The following is a 17,183-nucleotide window of genomic DNA, read 5'->3' on the forward strand; positions in this document are numbered from 1 at the left end:
GTGGTGTGACGCCTGCATCCACCCGCCCCGATCCGAATGCCCGAATTCACCACCCCCACGCTGATCTCGGCCGCCACCACGCTGGCGGCGGCATTGGGCTGCGGGTTGTTGATCGGCGTGGAGCGCGAGCGCCGCAAGGGCGAAGGCCCAGGCCGCGCTCTGGCGGGGCTGCGCAGTTTTGCGCTGGTCTGCGTCACTGGCGCTGCCGCAGCGCTCACCCGGATCGATGGCCTGGTGGTGGCGGGCGCGGTGTTCGTGGCGGCGCTGGGTGTGGCGGCCTACTGGCGCGATCGCTCGGACGACCCTGGCATCACCACCGAGGTGGCGCTGCTGCTCACTTACCTGATCGGTGTGCTCTGCACCTGGAGCCTGCCGCTGGCTGCCGCGCTGGCCGCCGGGCTCACGGCCGTGCTGGCCGGGCGCGAGCGCATGCACCGTTTCGTGAGCCAATGGCTCAGGCCGGCGGAAGTGCGCGATGGCATCGTGCTGGCCGCGCTGGTGCTGCTGGCCTTGCCGCTCATGCCGGACCGCCCGCTGTGGGGGCCGGTGCTCAACCCGCACGTGATGGTGCAACTGCTGGCCTTGTTGCTGGCGGTGCAGTCGCTCGCACACCTGGGCCGGCGCTTGCTGCAGGCGCGCCATGCGGTGGCGTTGTCCTCGCTCGCCTCGGGCTTCGTGTCCAGCACGGCCACCATCGCCACGCTGGGGCTGGCGGTGCGCGAAGGCCGCTCGGGTGCGCGGCTGATGGCGGGAGGCGGCCTGCTGTCCTGCGTGTCCACCCAGATGCAATTGCTGTTGGTGGCCGCTGCCGTGCAGCCCGCCTGGCTCTCGCTGCTGTGGATGCCCGCGCTGGCGGGCGCTGCGCTGGCCGCGCTCTGGGGCGCCTGGCTGGTGCGAGGCGCGCCCGCCGACGGCGAACTCGGCGCCGTGTCGACACCGCGCGTGGAAGGCATGCCGGGTGCTGGCGATGAACGCATGTTCAGCCTGAAAGGGGCGGCGGCTGTGGCTGCGTTGCTCACCGGCATTCAGGTGCTGGTGCATGCCATGGAACTTTGGCTGGGCGCGGCTGGGTTGCTGGCGGGCACCTTGATGGGTGCGCTTGCCGATCTGCATGCCGCACTGGCGGCGGTGTTCGCGTCGAGCGCCCCAGGCAGTGGGGCCGAGCTGGCGGTGATGCTGGCGCTGGCGGTACACGCGTTCAGCAAGAGCGTCACGGCAGGGCTGGTGGGTGGCGCGCGGTATCTGGCCTGGCTGGCGCCGGGATTGTGGGCGCACACCTTGCTGGGTGTGGCGCTGATTGCGCTGATCAGGACTTGACGGGTTCGCGCATCGTGACGAATTCTTCTGCCGCCGTCGGGTGGATGCCGATGGTGCTGTCGAACACCGCCTTGGTGGCGCCGGCCTTCATGGCCACGGCAAAGCCCTGCACGATCTCGCCAGCTTCGGCGCCCACCATGTGCAGGCCCACCACGCGGTCGCTCTTCGTGTCCACCACCAGCTTCATCAGCGTGCGTTCGGTGCTGCCCGAGAGGGTGTGCTTGAGCGCCTTGAACTCGCTGCGAAAAATCGTCACGTCGCCGAATTTCTCGCGTGCCTGCGCTTCGCTGTAGCCCACGGTGCCGATGCTGGGGTGCGTGAACACGGCGGTGGGCACGAACTCGTAGCCCATGCTGCGCGGCGCCTTGCCGGCGGCCGGGCCAAAGAGCTGGTCCACCACCACCATCGCTTCGCCCAGGGCCACCGGCGTGAGCTGCAGCCGGTTGGTCACGTCGCCCAGCGCGAAGATGGAAGGCACGTTGGTCTGGTAGTGCTCGTTGACAATGACCTCGCCCCTGGCACCCAGGGCCACGCCCACGGTTTCCAGCCCCATGTCGGCCACGTTCGGCACGCGGCCCGTGGCGTACAGCACCGCGTCGGCCATCACCAGGGCGCCACCCTCGCACTCCACGCGCAGGCCGGCGTCGGTCTGGCGGACGTCCACCACGCCGGCATTCAGGTGCAGGTCCACGCCTGCCTTGACCATCTCGGCCGAGACGAAATGGCGAATCTCGTCGTCGAAGCCGCGCAGGATCTGCTCGCCCCGGTAGAGCTGCGTGACCTTCGACCCCAGGCCGTTGAAGATGGAGGCGAACTCGCTGGCAATGTAGCCGCCACCCACCACCACCAGCCGCTGCGGGAAGGGTTCCAGGTCGAACACTTCGTTGGACGTGATGACGTGCTCGCGTCCAACGAAGTGCGGCACGTGTGGCGTGCCGCCGGTCGCGATCAGGATGTGTTTTGCGGTGAACTCCTGGTGCCCGGGCGAGCCATCGGCATTCAGCGTGGACAGCGCAACGCGGTTCGCACCGGTCACGCGCGCAAAAGCCTCGAACACCGTTACGCCCGAGCCGCGCAGCAGGTTGCCGTAAACCCCGTTCAGGCGGCTGATCTCCCGTGCCCGGTTGGCTTTGAGCGTGGCCCAGTTGAACGTGGGGCGCCAAGGCTTCTCCGCCGGGCCGCCCCAAGGAGAAGCAGCCCCCTCGGGGGGCAGCGAACCACGCGAAGCGGGGAGCGTGGGGGCATTGAACTCCCATCCGAAGCCCTGCGATTCCTCGAAGGCCTCGCCATAGTGCGCGGCGTAGCTGTAGAGCTTCTTCGGAATGCAGCCAACGTTCACGCAGGTGCCACCCAGTCCATCGTTGCCCAGCACCTCGGCCAGCCCCACCCGGGCGCCGCGCTGGGCGGCCATGCGCGCCGCGCGTACGCCACCACTGCCGCCACCGATGACGAAGAGGTCGAAGTCGAATGAAGTCATGCGGAACTGTCCTGATGTGGAGCGACGATGGTAGGCCTGTGCGAATGCCACTGCCGGCACGGGTTCAATTCAATAGGTGTACACGCCCCGCCCGGTCTTGCGGCCCAGCCAGCCGGCCGCCACCATCTCCTTCAACAGTGGGGCGGGGCGGTATTTGCTGTCGTTGAACTCGGCGATGTAGACGTTCATCACCGCCAGACAGACATCGAGGCCGATCATGTCGGCCAGCGCCAGTGGCCCGATGGGCTGGTTGGTCCCGAGCTTCATGCCGGCGTCGATGTCCTCGGCGCTGGCGATGCCTTCGGCCAGCACGAAGAAGGCCTCGTTGATCATGGGAACGAGGATGCGGTTGACCACGAATCCCGGCGCGTTTTTCACCGTGATGGGCGACTTGCCCAGCGCCTCGGCCAGCGCCTTCACCGCATCGTGCGTGGCGTCGCTGGTCTGCAGGCCACGGATGATCTCCACCAGCGCCATCATCGGCACCGGGTTGAAGAAATGCATGCCAATGAAGCGGTCGGGCCGCTGCGTGGCGGCGGCCAGCTTGGTGATGCTGATCGAGCTCGTGTTGGTGGCCACGATCACGTCGGGTGCGAGCAGGGTGTCGAGCTGCTGCAGGATCTTGACCTTCAGGCCTTCGTTTTCCGTCGCCGCCTCAATGACGAGTTGCGCGCCCTTGAGGTCTTCATAGTTCGTCGAACCCTGAATCAGCGCGAGCGCGTTGTCCTTGTCGGCGGCGCTGATCTTCTCTTTCTTGATCAGCCGGTCGAGGCTGCCGGCCACCGTGGCCAGGCCCTTGTCGACCGCGGCCTGTGCGATGTCGACCATGACCACGCGGATGCCGCGGGTGGCGCAGGCCTGCGCGATGCCGTTGCCCATGGTGCCCGAGCCGATGATGCCGACGGTCTGGATCGTGTTCATGAATGCCAACTCCTGAAAAATGAATGCGGTGGTTTGTGGGGTTTTCCCGGCGTCGCGGTGGCGTCTTTCCTAGGCGGCAGTGCCTACTGGTGACGGGGCGCCTGTGCTAACTTGCCTCACGGATTGTCGCGCACCGGCTTCGGCGCGCGGCCCACACGGAGACACCCATGTTTGACTACATCATCGTTGGCGGCGGATCGGCCGGCTGCGTGCTGGCCTCCCGCCTGAGCGAAGACCCGGCGGTTCGCGTCGCCCTCATCGAAGCCGGTCCGAGCGACCGCAGCGTGCTGATTCACTGCCCCGCCGGCCTGGCCGCCATGGCGCGGTTCGAGCTCAACGGCTGGGGTTATGGCACCGTGCCGCAACCCGGCCTGAATGGCCGGCGTGGCTACCAGCCGCGCGGCAAGGTGCTGGGCGGATCCAGCTCCATCAACGCCATGATCTACGCGCGCGGCCACACCAGCGACTACGACAGCTGGGCCGCGCAAGGCAACCCAGGCTGGTCGTTTGCGGACGTGCTGCCGTACTTCAAGCGCGCCGAGCACAACGAGCGCGGTGCCGACGCGCTGCACGGCCAGGGCGGACCACTCAACGTGATGGATCTGCGAAGTCCCAATGCCTTCCTGCCCTCGTTCGTCGAGGCGGGCGTGCAGGCGGGCTACCCGCACAACCGCGACTTCAACGGCCCCGAGCAAGAGGGTGTGGGGGTCTATCAGGTCACGCACAAGAACGGTGAGCGCTGCAGCGCTGCCAAGGCCTACCTCACCCCGCACCTGGAGCGCACCAACCTGCAGGTGATCACCAACGCGCTCACCACCCGGGTGGTGATGGATGAAGAGGAAACCCCACCGCGTGCGGTGGGCGTGGAGTACCGGGGCAACGGCGGGCGCGGCCCCCTTCAGATCTTGCGGTTGCGCGAGGGCGGCGAAGTGGTTTTGAGCGCTGGCGCCTTCGGCTCGCCCCAGTTGCTCATGCTCTCGGGCATCGGCCCTGCCGATCACCTGGCAGAGCATGGCATTCGCTGTGTGCACGAGCTGCCAGGCGTGGGCCAGAACCTGCACGACCATGTGGACGTGGTGCTGGTGGTCAATGCGCCGCAGGTGAAAGACCTGTTCGGCCTGTCGTTCGGTGGGGTGGCGCGCATGCTGCGCGGCATCTTTGAATGGCGGCGCCAGCGCAGCGGCATGCTCACCACCAACTTCGCAGAGGCTGGTGGGTTCATCAAGAGTTCACCGGACGAACCCATTCCCGACCTGCAACTGCACTTCGTCGTGGGCAAGCTGGTGGACCATGGCCGCAAGACCGTTTTCGGGCACGGCTACTCCTGCCATGTGTGCCTGCTTCGCCCGAAAAGCCGGGGCGCGCTGCGCCTCTCCAGCGCCGATCCTCAAGCCTCACCGCTCATCGATCCGGCCTTCCTGAAGGACCCGGACGACATGGCGCGCCTCCTGCGCGGTTTCAAGCTCATGCGCAACCTGCTCCAGCAACCCGCGCTCACGCGCCACGGCGGCACGGAGTCGGCTTCGTCGGCACAGGCGCAGAGCGATGCACAGATCGAGCAGTTCATCCGCAACCACGCCGACACCATCTACCACCCGGTGGGCACCTGTCGCATGGGGCCGGGGCCGATGGATGTGGTCGATGCGCAGCTGCGCGTGCACGGCGTGGCCGGGCTGCGGGTAGTGGACGCGTCGGTGATGCCCACAGTGGTGGGAGGCAACACCAATGCACCCGTGATCATGATGGCCGAGAAGGCCGTGGACATGATCAGGGGGCGGTCACTTTTTCCTCATGAGGGTCGACTTGCCGAACAGGCTCTCGATCAGGTCGACGGCCAGTTCGGCGGTGCGGTTGCGCACGTCCAGCGCGGGGTTGAGCTCCATCACGTCCAGTGAGGCCAGGCGCCCGGTGTCGGCGATCATTTCCATGCACAGCTGCGCTTCCCGGTAGGTAGGCCCGCCAAGCACCGTGGTGCCCACGCCGGGTGCAATCTCGGGATCGAGAAAATCCACATCAAAACTCACGTGCAGGTGGGTGTTCTCGTCCACATCCTTGAGCGCCTGCTGCATCGTGTGGCGCATGCCCATCTCGTCGATGTAGCGCATGTCAAACACCTCCAGGCCGGCCTGGTGCACCAGGCGCTTCTCGCCCGCATCCACGCTGCGGATGCCGATCTGCCGCACCTGGCTGGCCTCGATGGCGGGCGTGTGGCCGCCGATGCCGGTGAGGCGCGCCGGGCCGTAGCCGCACAGCAACGCCACTGGCATGCCGTGGATGTTGCCGCTGGGCGTGAGGTCGGCGGTGTTGAAATCGGCGTGGGCATCGAGCCAGAGCACGCGCAGTTTTTTGCCCGATGCGCGGCAGTGGCGCGCCACGGCGCTGATAGAACCCAGCCCCAGGCAGTGGTCGCCGCCCAGCACGATCGGCAGACGCCCCAGCGCCAGTTCGGCGTGCACCGCCTCGTGCAGGCGCTCATTCCACACGACCACTTCTTCGAGGTGCCGGTAGCCTGAGGTGGGTGGCAGCCACGGGTTGGAAGGCCCGGCCAGGTTGCCGCGGTCGATCACGCGCAATCCCTGGCCCTCGAGCACGGTGGCCAGGTTGGCCACGCGCAAGGCTTCTGGCCCCATGGAAGCGCCACGCGCGCCGGCGCCGATGTCGGTGGGCACGCCGATGAGGCTGATGTCTTGTTGCATGGCGACATTGTGGTGGAACTCGACGCCGTTGCGGCGTGGACGACAATTCCTCACCCTTGGCTGTGCAAATTCCTCATGTCCGATCCCTCCCTTGTTTTCTGGTCTTCCTGCGGTCACCACCATCTCGCACGCAGCGCCCGTGGCTGGCTGGTGCCGACCGCCGACTACTGGCGCTTCTGGTTGTCGCGGCCCGAACTGGCGCTGGTCGAGGAATCGTGCAACGCCGAAATAGCACTGCACACCAGCCTGATGCAGCAACCCGAACGCCACGTGCCCGCGCACGAGCTCGATGCGCTGGAAGACGAAGATGTGCGCGCCAACCACCGCATGTTCCTCGGCTGGCGCGACGCAGTGGTCGGCGCTGGTTCGCTGGAAGCGGCGTACGCTGGTTTTTTCAAGGATGGCGCTATTCAGGTTCCGCCGCTGTTTCTGGACCTCATGGTGCAGGCCATGGTGTGCCAGCTGCTGGCCGACGAGACCGATCCCTGGCGGTGGCGTGCGGCCGAGCTGCTGTTTCGTCGTCAGCGCGTGAGCGTGCAGGACGGGCGGGTGCTCAGCGGCGACAGCGAGGTGCTGGACCTGCTCAACGAGACCGGGGGGCTGGGTGAGGTGGGCCGATTGCTGCTGCAGGGCGGCGCCGCCTTGCCGCAGACGCAGATCGAGGTGCTGGGCGACGACAGCGCCGACCGCTACCTGCGCAGCCGCCACGGGGCTGGCCGGTTCAATTTCGTCCTCGACCTCACGCATGAAGTCCAGAACGAGCTGCCGCACGGCCTCACGCTCACCATGACCCGCGCTCGCTCAGGGCTCAAGGCGTTGGCAGTCGTGCTGGAAATGTGGGTGCAGCACTTCCATGGGGTGGCGGTGAAGATTCAGCCCGAGGCGCGGGTCGAAGACCCGTCGTGGCGCTGGCACCTGGGGCTGGACGTGGAATCGAGCGCGCTGCTGAACGACCTCTACCTTGGCAACGAGGTGGAGCCCGAGCGGCAGCAGCGGCTCATCAGCCTGTTTCGCCTGACGTTCGCCGACCCACTGCACATGCAGGCCGACGTGCGCGGCAAACCGGTGTACCTGGGCCTGGCCATGACGGCAGGCGGCCTGCTCAAGCTCAAGCCGCAGAACCTGCTGCTGAACCTGCCGCTGACGCAGCCGGCCTGAACAGGCCCTACATGTTGCGGCGGTACTGGCCGCCCACCTCGAACAGCGCGTTGGTGATCTGCCCCAGCGAGCAGACGCGCACCGCGTCCATCAGCACCTCGAACACGTTGCCGTTTTCAATCACGGCCTGCCGCAGGCGCTGCAGCATGGCGGGCGATTCGCTGGCGTGGCGCGTGTGGAAATCGGCGAGGCGCTGCAACTGGTTCTGCTTTTCCTCGTCGGTCGAGCGCGCGAGTTCCAGCGTCTCGGGCGTGAGATCGCCGTGCGGATTGCGGAAGGTGTTCACGCCCACGATCGGGTACTCGCCGGTGTGCTTGAGCATCTCGTAGTGCATGGACTCGTCCTGGATCTTGCCGCGCTGGTAGCCGGTTTCCATCGCGCCCAGCACGCCGCCGCGCTCGGCAATCTTCTCGAACTCCTGCAGCACGGCTTCTTCTACCAGCTCAGTGAGCTCGTCGATGATGAACGCGCCCTGGTTGGGATTCTCGTTCTTCGCCAGGCCCCATTCGCGGTTGATGATGAGCTGGATCGCCATCGCGCGGCGCACCGAGTCTTCGGTGGGCGTGGTGATCGCCTCGTCGAACGCGTTGGTGTGCAGGCTGTTGCAGTTGTCGTAGATGGCGATCAGCGCCTGCAGCGTGGTGCGGATGTCGTTGAACTGGATCTCCTGCGCGTGCAGGCTGCGGCCGCTCGTCTGCACGTGGTACTTCAGCTTCTGGCTGCGCTCGTTGGCGCCGTAGCGGTCGCGCAGGGCCACGGCCCAGATCCTTCGGGCCACCCGACCGAGCACCGTGTACTCCGGGTCCATGCCGTTGCTGAAGAAGAAGCTGAGGTTGGGCGCGAAATCATCGATATGCATGCCGCGCGCCAGATACGCCTCCACAAACGTGAAGCCGTTGGAGAGCGTGAACGCAAGCTGGCTGATCGGGTTCGCGCCGGCCTCGGCGATGTGGTAACCGCTGATGGACACCGAGTAGAAGTTGCGCACGTCGTGGTGGACGAAATACTCGGCGATGTCGCCCATCACCTTGAGCGAAAACTCGGTGGAGAAGATGCAGGTGTTCTGGCCCTGGTCTTCCTTCAGGATGTCGGCCTGCACCGTGCCGCGCACATTGGCCAGCACCCATTCGCGGATCTTGGCGGCTTCGGTGGCGGTGGGCTGGCGGCCGTTCTCGGCTTCAAACTTTTCAAGATTCTGGTCGATGGCGGTGTTCATGAACATCGCCAGAATGCTGGGCGCCGGGCCGTTGATGGTCATGGACACCGAGGTGGCCGGGTGGCACAGGTCGAAGCCACCGTAGAGCACCTTCATGTCGTCCAGCGTGGCGATGGACACGCCCGAGTTGCCCACCTTGCCGTAGATGTCGGGTCGCGGGTCGGGGTCGTTGCCGTAGAGCGTGACCGAATCGAACGCGGTGGACAGGCGCTTGGCCGGCGTGCCCGCCGAGAGCAGCTTGAAGCGGCGGTTGGTGCGGAACGGATCACCTTCACCGGCGAACATTCGCGTGGGATCTTCGCCTTCGCGCTTGAACGCAAAGGTGCCGGCGGTGTAGGGGAAGCTGCCGGGCACGTTGTCCAGCATCAGCCACTTCAGGATCTCGCCGTGGTCTTCGTACTTCGGCAGCGCGACCTTGCGAATGACCGTGCCCGAGAGGCTCCTGGTCGTGAGCGCGGTGCGAATTTCCTTGTCGCGGATCTTCACCACGTACTCGTCACCGGCATAGGCCTTCTGCATGTCGGGCCACTGCACCAGCAGCTTTCGTGCAGCGGGGTCCTGGTCGAGTTCGCGCACCTGGGCCAGGTCGATCACGGCTTCGGCGGCGCGTGAGCGCTCGGGCTTTTCCACGCGCAGCATGCGGGCGCTCTCGTTGAGCTGCTGGATCTCGCGCGCCAGGCGCGCCTGCTCGACCGCTCTCTTCTTGTAGCCGCGCACCGTGTCGCTGATGTCGGCCAGGTAGCGCGTGCGTGCGGGCGGCACGATGGGCGTCTGGTTGGTGCTGTGGCGCACGGTCACGCGGGGCAACAGGCCCTCCTGAAGCGGCAGGCCCAGCTCGCCCAGACGGACCTTCAGGGCCTGGTAGAGCGCGGTCACGCCGTCGTCGTTGAAGCGCGCGGCCATGGTGCCGAACACCGGCATCTGATCGGGCGGCGTGCTCCAGGCTTCCTGGTTGCGCTGCACCTGTTTGGACACGTCGCGCAGGGCGTCGAGCGAGCCTTTGCGATCGAACTTGTTGATCGCCACGAAGGCCGCGAAGTCGAGCATGTCGATCTTCTCGAGCTGGCTGGCCGCGCCGAACTCGGGCGTCATCACGTACATGGGCACGTCCACATGCGGCACGATGGCCGCATCGCCCTGGCCGATGCCGGAGGTCTCCACCACGATCAGGTCGAACCCCGCGCACTTGCAGGCCGCGATCACATCGGGCAGGGCGGCGCTGATTTCGCTGCCGAAATCGCGCGTGGCCAGGCTGCGCATGTACACACGCTGACCCTGGCTCCAGGGGTTGATGGCGTTCATGCGGATGCGGTCGCCGAGCAGGGCGCCGCCGCTTTTTCGGCGCGATGGGTCGATGGAGATGACCGCCACGCGCAGGCTGTCGCTCTGATCGAGACGCAGGCGGCGGATGAGTTCGTCGGTGAGCGAGGACTTGCCCGCGCCACCCGTGCCGGTGATGCCGAGCACGGGCACCTTCTTCGATGCGGCCTGCTCGCGCAGGGCGGACACCAACGAAGCGTCGGCACTGCCGTTTTCGAGCGCGGTGATGAGCTGGGCGAGGGCGCGCCAGTTCATTTCACTCTGGCCCTCGATGGCCGCCAGCGCCGTCGGCGCGAAAGGGCTTAGGTCGCGGTCGCAGCGCATCACCATCTCGCCGATCATGCCGGCCAGGCCCATCTTCTGGCCGTCTTCCGGGCTGTAGATGCGCGTCACACCGTAGTCCTGCAGCTCGCGGATTTCAGCCGGCACGATCACGCCGCCGCCGCCGCCGAACACCTGGATGTGCTCGCCGCCCCGGCTCTTGAGCAGGTCCACCATGTACTTGAAGTACTCCACATGGCCGCCCTGGTAGGAGCTGATGGCGATGCCCTGCGCGTCTTCCTGCAATGCGGCGGTCACCACCTCGTCCACCGAGCGGTTGTGCCCCAGGTGAATCACCTCGGCGCCCATGCCCTGCAGGATGCGCCGCATGATGTTGATGGCGGCGTCGTGCCCGTCGAACAGGCTCGCGGCGGTGACGAAGCGCACCTTGTGCGTGGGGCGGTAGTTGGCCAGGGCCTGGAATTCAGCGGCGAGGTTGCTCATGTGGTCTCTCTCAGTCGTCTTGCGTGAAAAGCTCAGTCGATGCGCAGGCCGGTCAGCGCCGGGTCTTCGGGGGGATAGCGCAGTTTCAATGCCTTGAGGGTGTCGCGCACCACCGTGGCAATCATCAGGTTGCGGTGCGTCTTGGAGTCTGCCGGCACCACGGTCCACGGCGCCCACCTTGTGCTGGTGGCGTTGAGCAGGGCTTCGTAGGCCGCCTGGTAGTCGTCCCACTGCTTGCGCACTTCCAGGTCGCCGAGGCTGAATTTCCAGTGCTTGGTGGGATCGTCCACGCGTTCCTGCAGGCGCTGACGCTGCTCATCTTTGCCGATGTGCAGCATGAACTTGAGGATCACCGTGCCGGTCTCGGCGAGCAGGCGCTCGAAATTCTTGATGTGCTCGTAGCGCTGCTGGGTCTGCTCGGGCGAGATCCAGCCATTGACCGTGGGCACGAGCACGTCTTCGTAGTGGCTGCGGTTGAACACCGTTATCTCGCCGGCACCGGGTACCTTCTGGTGGATGCGCCAGAGGTAATCGTGATCGCGCTCGACTTCGCTGGGTGCTTTCCAGCCCACGGTGTGAACGCCCAGCGGGCTGGTGCGCGCGAACACCCCCCGCACCGTGCCGTCCTTGCCCGAGGTGTCGGTGCCCTGCAGCACCACAAGAAGCTTGAAGCGACGGTCCGCATAGAACAGGTTCTGCAGTTCATCGAGTTCGGCGGAGAGGGTCGCCACGGCTTCCTGGTCAGCGGCCTTGTTGCCGCCGGAGAACGGCTTGGCGTCGGTCTTGAAGGATTTGAGCGACACGCCCCGCGCTTTGCCAGGGGCGACCTGCCAGTCGCGCCAGATTGCGCCTTTTCCGGCCAGCACGGCGGAAGCAGGGAAGGGCAGGTTCACGTCGTTCTGGCTGGGCATGGGCGTCGAGTGAAGTGGGAGATTGAGGGAGTCGAGCATTGACGTTTACGTAAACGTCAACAAGGCAAGATATTAACCCGATCGGGCGAAAAAAGGGGCGCCGAAGCGCCCCCTGCAGGGATTTGCCGGAAGCGTCCGGATCAGCGGTAGAGCACCTGTGGCAGCCACATGCCGATGGCGGGGAACTGGTACAGCAGCACGATGGCCAGGATCTGGATGCCCATGAAGGGGAGCATGCCGGCGAAGATCTGGTTCAGCGTCACGTGCGGCGGACTCACCCCCTTCAGGTAGAACGCACTCATGGCCACCGGCGGGCTCAGGAAAGCGGTCTGCAGGTTCAGCGCCACGAGCAGGCCGAAGAACAGCGGATCCACGCCGAAGTTGTCCAGCAGCGGGATGAAGATGGGCATGAAGATCACGATGATCTCGGTCCATTCCAGCGGCCAACCCAGGATGAAGATGATCACCTGCGAAAGGATCAGGAACTCGGTCTTGCTCAGGTTCATGCCCAGCACCCAGTTCTCCACCAGTTCCTGCCCCCCCAGCAGCGCGAACGCCGCCGAGAAAATGGCCGAGCCGACGAAGAGCCAGCACACCATGGCACTGGTTTTGGCGGTGAGGAACACACTTTCCTTCACCACACTGAAGGTGAGCTGCCGATAGGCCGCCGCCAGCAGGAAGCCGCCAAACGCGCCGACCGCAGCCGCCTCCGTGGGCGTGGCGAGGCCGAAGACAATGGAGCCGAGCACCGACAGAATCAGCACGAGCAACGGGAAGAAGCTCGAGAGCAGCATCTTGAACACCTCCAGCCGCGTGAAGCTCAGGATGGCGTAGAAGATCACCATGGCCAGCGCGCCCACGGCAAGCCCGATCCAGAAACTCATGGAAGCGGGTTTGGTGGTGGCCGCCGCCTCGCCAGGGGCCGCAGGAGCTGGCGCCGTGGTGGTGGCAGTGCCAGGCTCGGCCACCGCACCAGCCGGCTGCCCGGCAGCGGGGGCTTCCTTTTCGGCGCCGGGCGGTTCAGCCACGGCCTCGGCCTCTGCTCCCGGCGGTTCGGCCACGGCATCGTCGGAGGGCGGCTCGGCCAGCCCGCCTTCTTCGGCGGGTGGCTCGGCCAGGCCGCCTTCGCTGCTGCCGCTGTCTTCATCCACGTTGGAGCCCGCGCCCATGGGCTGCAGCTCTTCGTAGGTTTCCACCGGCACCACCGTGGTCGCGCTCTGGTAGCTGGCCACGGCCACCGCCGCAAACAGAATGGCGGGCAGCAACGCGATGCCCAGCTGACCCAGCAGGTAGCCGGTGGACACGCTCTGGTTGCGCTTGCCCTTCAAGGCCTTGATCAGGTTGGAGACGGCCCAGCCATCACCCGTGGCGCCGATGGCCGTCAACGGTGCAGGCAGCGGCACGAAGCGCTGCGCTGCGGTGAGCGGCGGCGCCCAGGCGGGCTTGATCTTGGCCATGATGATCACGTACAGGATGTACAGGCCCGCCAGCATGATGCCGGGGAAGAAGGCGCCCGCGTACAGCTGCACCACCGACACGCCAGCCGTGGCGCCGTACACGATCAGCAGCACCGATGGCGGGATCAGGATGCCCAGGCAGCCACCGGCGGTAATGACGCCTGCGGACAGGCGCACGTCGTAGCCCGCCCGCAGCATCTGCGGCAGGGCCAGCAGCCCCATGAGCGTGACCACCGCACCGACGATGCCGGTGGCGGTGGCGAACACCGCGCAGGTCACCAGCGTGGCCACGCCGAGCGAGCCAGGCACCCGAGCCAGCGCCAGATGCAGGCTGCGGAACAGCTTGTCGATCAGGTTGGCGCGCTCCACGAGGTAGCCCATGAACACGAACAGCGGAATCGAGATCAGCACGTCATTGCCCATCACCGAGAACGCGCGCTGCACCATCAGGTCCAGTGTCTGCTTCATGGCGCCGCCCGCGGTCTGGTCCCCCGAGTGGTAGGCGAAGAACGCGAACATCATGCCCATGCCCATGAGGGTGAAGGCAGTGGGGAAGCCCAGCATGATGGCCACGACCACCAGGGAGAGCATGAGCAGGCCGTAGTGCCCATTGGTCATGGTGTCCACGCTGAACACCATCGTGAGGGCCGCGGCGCCAATCAGCGCCATCAGCGAGAAGCCGAACCAGAGTTCCTTGCGTATCCGCATCACTGGCCGCCTTTCTTGATCACGAGGCTGTCCAGTGCTTCTATGTCGGCGTCTTTCACGTTCACCATTTCCTTGAGTTTGTCCACATCCACTTCTTCCACGTCCTCCTCGCGCTTGGGCCATTCGCCGGTCTGCAAACACATGATGCAGCGGATGATTTCCACGATGCCCTGCAGCAACAGGAAGGCGCCAGCGATCGGCACCACGAACTTGAACGGGTAGATCGGCAGCGGGTCCGCGTTGAAGGTCTGTTCGCGAATGGCGAGCGATTCGTTGGCGAAGAACCAGCCCGCGTAGGTCAGGGCGATGATGCCGGGCAGGAAAAACACGATGTACAGGGCGAGATCCCAGCCGGCCTGGGTGCGTGGGCTGAAAAACCCGTAGAGCACGTCACCGCGCACGTGGCCGCTCTTGGCCAGCGTGTACGCACCAGCGGTCATGAAGAGCACGCCGTACAACATGATCTGGGCGTCCAGCACCCAGGCATGAGGGTTGTTGAGCACGTAACGGGAGAACACCTCCCAGGTGATGAGCAGCGTGAGTGCGATGACGCTCCAGGCGCACGCCTTCCCGAACCAGGTCGACAACCGGTCAACGGCCAGCAGTAGTTTTTGCATTTGAATTTCCAGAAACAGAAAGGGGCGCCCGCAGGCGCCCCGAGCGATGGGAAGCCCGGATCAGGACTTCTTCGCGCCCTTGCCGAAGTAGTGGTTGTACGCCATCTTGAAGTCGACCATGTAGTCGTTCTGCCATTGGCCGGCGCGCTGCGCGAAAGCCTTCTGCGAGTCGAGCACCTTCTGGAAGATCGGATTGGTCTTGGCCTTCTCGGCAATCGTCTCGTCCCACGCAGCGAGCTGCGCGCGAAGGATCGGATCGGGCGTCTTGTAGAACTTCACGCCGGCCTTCTTCAGCTCGATGTAGTCCTGCGAGTTGCGCTGAATCGCCTTCCAGCTCATGTCGGCGCTGGCGGCTTGCACCGCGTAGTCGACGATGGCCTTGACTTCAGCGGGCAGCGCATTGAGCTTGGTCTTGTTGAACAGGATCTCGAACTGCTCACCGCTCTGGTGGAAGCTTTGCAGCATGCAGTTCTTGGCCACGTCGGGGAAGCCCAGCACGCGGTCAGAAGACGCGTTGTTGAACTCGGCTGCGTCGATCAGGCCGCGGTCCAGCGCGGGCACGATCTCACCGCCCGGCAGCGGGTTCACGGCAGTGCCCATCTTGGTGAACACGTCGACCGCGAGGCCCACGGTGCGGAACTTCAGGCCCTTCATGTCGGCGACCTTGGCCACCGGCTTCTTGAACCAGCCCAGCGGCTGCGTGGGCATGGGACCGTACAGGTAGGAGGTCACGTCCAGGTTCAGGCTGGCGTAGATCTCGTCCAGCAGCGCCTTGCCGCCGCCATAGTTGTGCCAGGCCAGCACCATGTTGGGGTCCATGCCATAGGCCGGGCCAGAGCCCCAGAGCGCCAGGGCGGAGTTTTTGCCGTAGTGGTACGCCACCACACCATGGCCGCCGTCGAGCGTGCCCTTGGCCACGGCTTCGAGCAGCTGGAATGCGGGCACCACGGCACCAGCAGGCAGCACTTCGATCTTCAGCTTGCCGCCGGCCATGTCGTTGACCTTCTTGGCGAAGTCCTGGGCGTACTCGTGGAAGATGTCCTTGGAGGGCCAGGTGCTCTGAAAGCGCAGCGAGGTGGTCTGTGCGGTTGCGATCATCGGCACGGACATGGCGCCAGCCGCGACGGCGGCACCCTTAAGCATGCCGCGGCGCGAAGTGACGGTCTTTTTCTCTGACATCGATTGTCTCCAGTACAGGTTGGTGAGCAGTGAATGATGCGCCCTTGGCCCCTCGACACCGCGCAGGGTTTTCACCGACCAGCGGTCAATTTGATGACCTCGCCTGCGCGAACCTCCGGGGATACCCGCGCATCGTCTTGAAGAATCTGTCTATCTGATATTGAATCCCGGCATTTCCAATGCTCCTGCCCAGCCCCACGGCACCGAGTTGCCGATATGCTGGTCGCCCCGCCCCTTGCTCAAGCGCACCATGAAACCCATTCAGTTGTTCGACCCCGCGTCGAGTACTTACACCTATGTGTTGTTCGACCAGCTCAGTCGCGAGGCGGTCATCATCGACCCCGTCGACGAGCAGCTCGAACGCGATCTGGCCACGCTTCAGGAATACGGGCTCAAGCTGGTCTGGACCGTGGAAACGCACGCCCATGCCGACCACATCACCAGCGCTGGCCGGCTGGCCGAGCTGGCGGGTGCGCGCACCGCCGCGCCGCTGGGCTGCGGCATCGGCACCGCTGGTGTGCAGCTTCAGCATGGCGACACCCTGAAATTCGGCGCCGAGGTCCTGCAAGCGCTGCACACACCGGGCCACACCGCCGGCAGCATGAGCTTCCTGTGGCGGGAGCATGTGTTCACCGGCGACACCCTGCTCATCAACGGCTGCGGGCGAACCGACTTCCAGTCCGGCGACGCGAAAGACCTCTACCGCAGCCTCACACAGGTGCTGTTCGCCTTGCCAGAGGCCACCACCGTGTGGCCCGGTCACGACTACCAGGGCCGCAGCTTCTCAACCATAGGACAGGAGAAAGCGGGCAATGCCAGGATCGCGGGCAAGACGGAGGCCGAGTTCGTGACCATCATGGACTCGCTGCAGTTGCCCAAGCCGCGCCGCATTGATGAAGCTGTGCCCGCCAACCTGAGTTCAGGCTTGCGCCAGGACGCCGATGGCGTGCTCCAGATGTTGCCCAGCCCGGCTGTGGGTGCTCACCAGGGCAGCTACGCCGGTGATGTGTCACCCGAGCTGGCCTGGCAGTGGGTGCAGGCAGGCGAGGCGGTGCTGGTGGATGTGCGCACCGATGCCGAGCGGGAGTGGGTGGGCTTTGTGCCCGGCGCGGTGCCGGTGGCCTGGAAACAATGGCCCGGCATGGCCATGAACCCGGAATTCGACCGCCAGGTCCGGGAGGCCGCGGCAGGAAAGAAGCTGGTGTTGCTGTGCCGCAGCGGCGTGCGGTCCATAGCGGCGGCCAAGCGGGCCACCGAGCTCGGACTGGAGGCCTACAACATCCTGGAAGGCTTCGAAGGCGACCCAGATTCCAACGCCCAGCGAGGTCACAAAGGGGGCTGGCGTCGGCGCGGACTGTCATGGCGGCAGAACTGAGACATATGTCACGCGCGCGTTGTTGCGGCTTTGCGTCACCGCCTGTCGGCTGAAACAGCCGAAACT

Annotated in this window: 12 protein-coding genes and 1 pseudogene; 5 read left to right on the plus strand and 8 right to left on the minus strand. The window is 65.6% G+C overall.

Annotated features, from left to right (window positions below; all coding sequences use genetic code 11):
- Positions 1–36: 36 nt before the first annotated feature.
- Entirely contained in the window at positions 37–1,317 is a 1,281-nt protein-coding gene (locus tag CAP37_RS15365; protein ID WP_086125120.1) for a DUF4010 domain-containing protein, read from the plus strand.
- On the opposite strand, the gene CAP37_RS15370 is transcribed toward CAP37_RS15365, so the two are convergent.
- Positions 1,307–2,794, minus strand: a complete 1,488-nt coding sequence (locus CAP37_RS15370) for an FAD-dependent oxidoreductase (RefSeq protein ID WP_086125121.1) — start codon at positions 2,792–2,794, stop codon at positions 1,307–1,309. The two genes, CAP37_RS15365 and CAP37_RS15370, sit on opposite strands and share 11 nt — an antisense overlap.
- 69 nt (positions 2,795–2,863) lie before the next feature.
- Positions 2,864–3,715: a 3-hydroxybutyryl-CoA dehydrogenase gene (locus tag CAP37_RS15375; RefSeq protein WP_086125122.1), complete on the minus strand. Its 852-nt coding sequence runs from the start codon at positions 3,713–3,715 to the stop codon at positions 2,864–2,866.
- A 167-nt stretch (positions 3,716–3,882) separates the two neighbouring features.
- On the opposite strand from CAP37_RS15375, the gene CAP37_RS15380 reads away from it, so the two are divergent.
- A complete protein-coding gene (locus CAP37_RS15380; protein WP_086125123.1) occupies positions 3,883–5,610 on the plus strand; it encodes a GMC family oxidoreductase in 1,728 nt (575 codons plus the stop codon).
- Here the strand turns inward: CAP37_RS15380 and rocF are convergent.
- Positions 5,494–6,411 (minus strand): arginase, encoded by a 918-nt coding sequence (gene rocF / locus CAP37_RS15385; RefSeq protein WP_143435955.1) that lies wholly within the window; start codon positions 6,409–6,411, stop codon positions 5,494–5,496. The two genes, CAP37_RS15380 and rocF, sit on opposite strands and share 117 nt — an antisense overlap.
- A 75-nt stretch (positions 6,412–6,486) precedes the next feature.
- On the opposite strand from rocF, the gene CAP37_RS15390 reads away from it, so the two are divergent.
- The gene (locus CAP37_RS15390) at positions 6,487–7,569 is read left to right on the plus strand and encodes a DUF6352 family protein (RefSeq protein ID WP_086125124.1); all 1,083 of its coding nucleotides are present in this window, start codon (positions 6,487–6,489) and stop codon (positions 7,567–7,569) included.
- A 7-nt stretch (positions 7,570–7,576) separates the two neighbouring features.
- On the opposite strand, the gene icmF is transcribed toward CAP37_RS15390, so the two are convergent.
- From icmF to CAP37_RS15415, 5 genes are all read right to left on the minus strand, one after another.
- Complete coding sequence (gene icmF, locus CAP37_RS15395; RefSeq protein WP_086125125.1) at positions 7,577–10,870, minus strand: fused isobutyryl-CoA mutase/GTPase IcmF; 3,294 nt, start codon at positions 10,868–10,870, stop codon at positions 7,577–7,579.
- Positions 10,871–10,902: 32 nt separating this feature from the next.
- On the minus strand, positions 10,903–11,781 hold the full coding sequence (locus CAP37_RS15400) for a PPK2 family polyphosphate kinase (RefSeq protein WP_086125126.1): 879 nt from the start codon (positions 11,779–11,781) through the stop codon (positions 10,903–10,905).
- Between the two features lie 140 nt (positions 11,782–11,921).
- Complete coding sequence (locus CAP37_RS15405; RefSeq protein WP_086125127.1) at positions 11,922–13,946, minus strand: TRAP transporter large permease subunit; 2,025 nt, start codon at positions 13,944–13,946, stop codon at positions 11,922–11,924.
- Positions 13,946–14,563, minus strand: a complete 618-nt coding sequence (locus CAP37_RS15410; RefSeq protein ID WP_086125128.1) for a TRAP transporter small permease subunit — start codon at positions 14,561–14,563, stop codon at positions 13,946–13,948. Before CAP37_RS15410 ends, CAP37_RS15405 begins: the two co-directional genes overlap by 1 nt.
- A 60-nt stretch (positions 14,564–14,623) precedes the next feature.
- Positions 14,624–15,742 (minus strand): TRAP transporter substrate-binding protein, encoded by a 1,119-nt coding sequence (locus CAP37_RS15415; protein ID WP_086125129.1) that lies wholly within the window; start codon positions 15,740–15,742, stop codon positions 14,624–14,626.
- A gap of 250 nt (positions 15,743–15,992) precedes the next feature.
- On the opposite strand from CAP37_RS15415, the pseudogene CAP37_RS22195 reads away from it, so the two are divergent.
- Positions 15,993–16,493, plus strand: a pseudogene (locus CAP37_RS22195) (MBL fold metallo-hydrolase); the annotation flags it as partial.
- 204 nt (positions 16,494–16,697) lie between these two features.
- Complete coding sequence (locus CAP37_RS22075; RefSeq protein WP_256927042.1) at positions 16,698–17,117, plus strand: rhodanese-like domain-containing protein; 420 nt, start codon at positions 16,698–16,700, stop codon at positions 17,115–17,117.
- The last annotated feature ends 66 nt before the right edge of the window (positions 17,118–17,183 follow it).

It is taken from the genome of Hydrogenophaga sp. IBVHS1 (assembly GCF_002127265.1).
Classification (GTDB): domain Bacteria; phylum Pseudomonadota; class Gammaproteobacteria; order Burkholderiales; family Burkholderiaceae_C; genus Hydrogenophaga.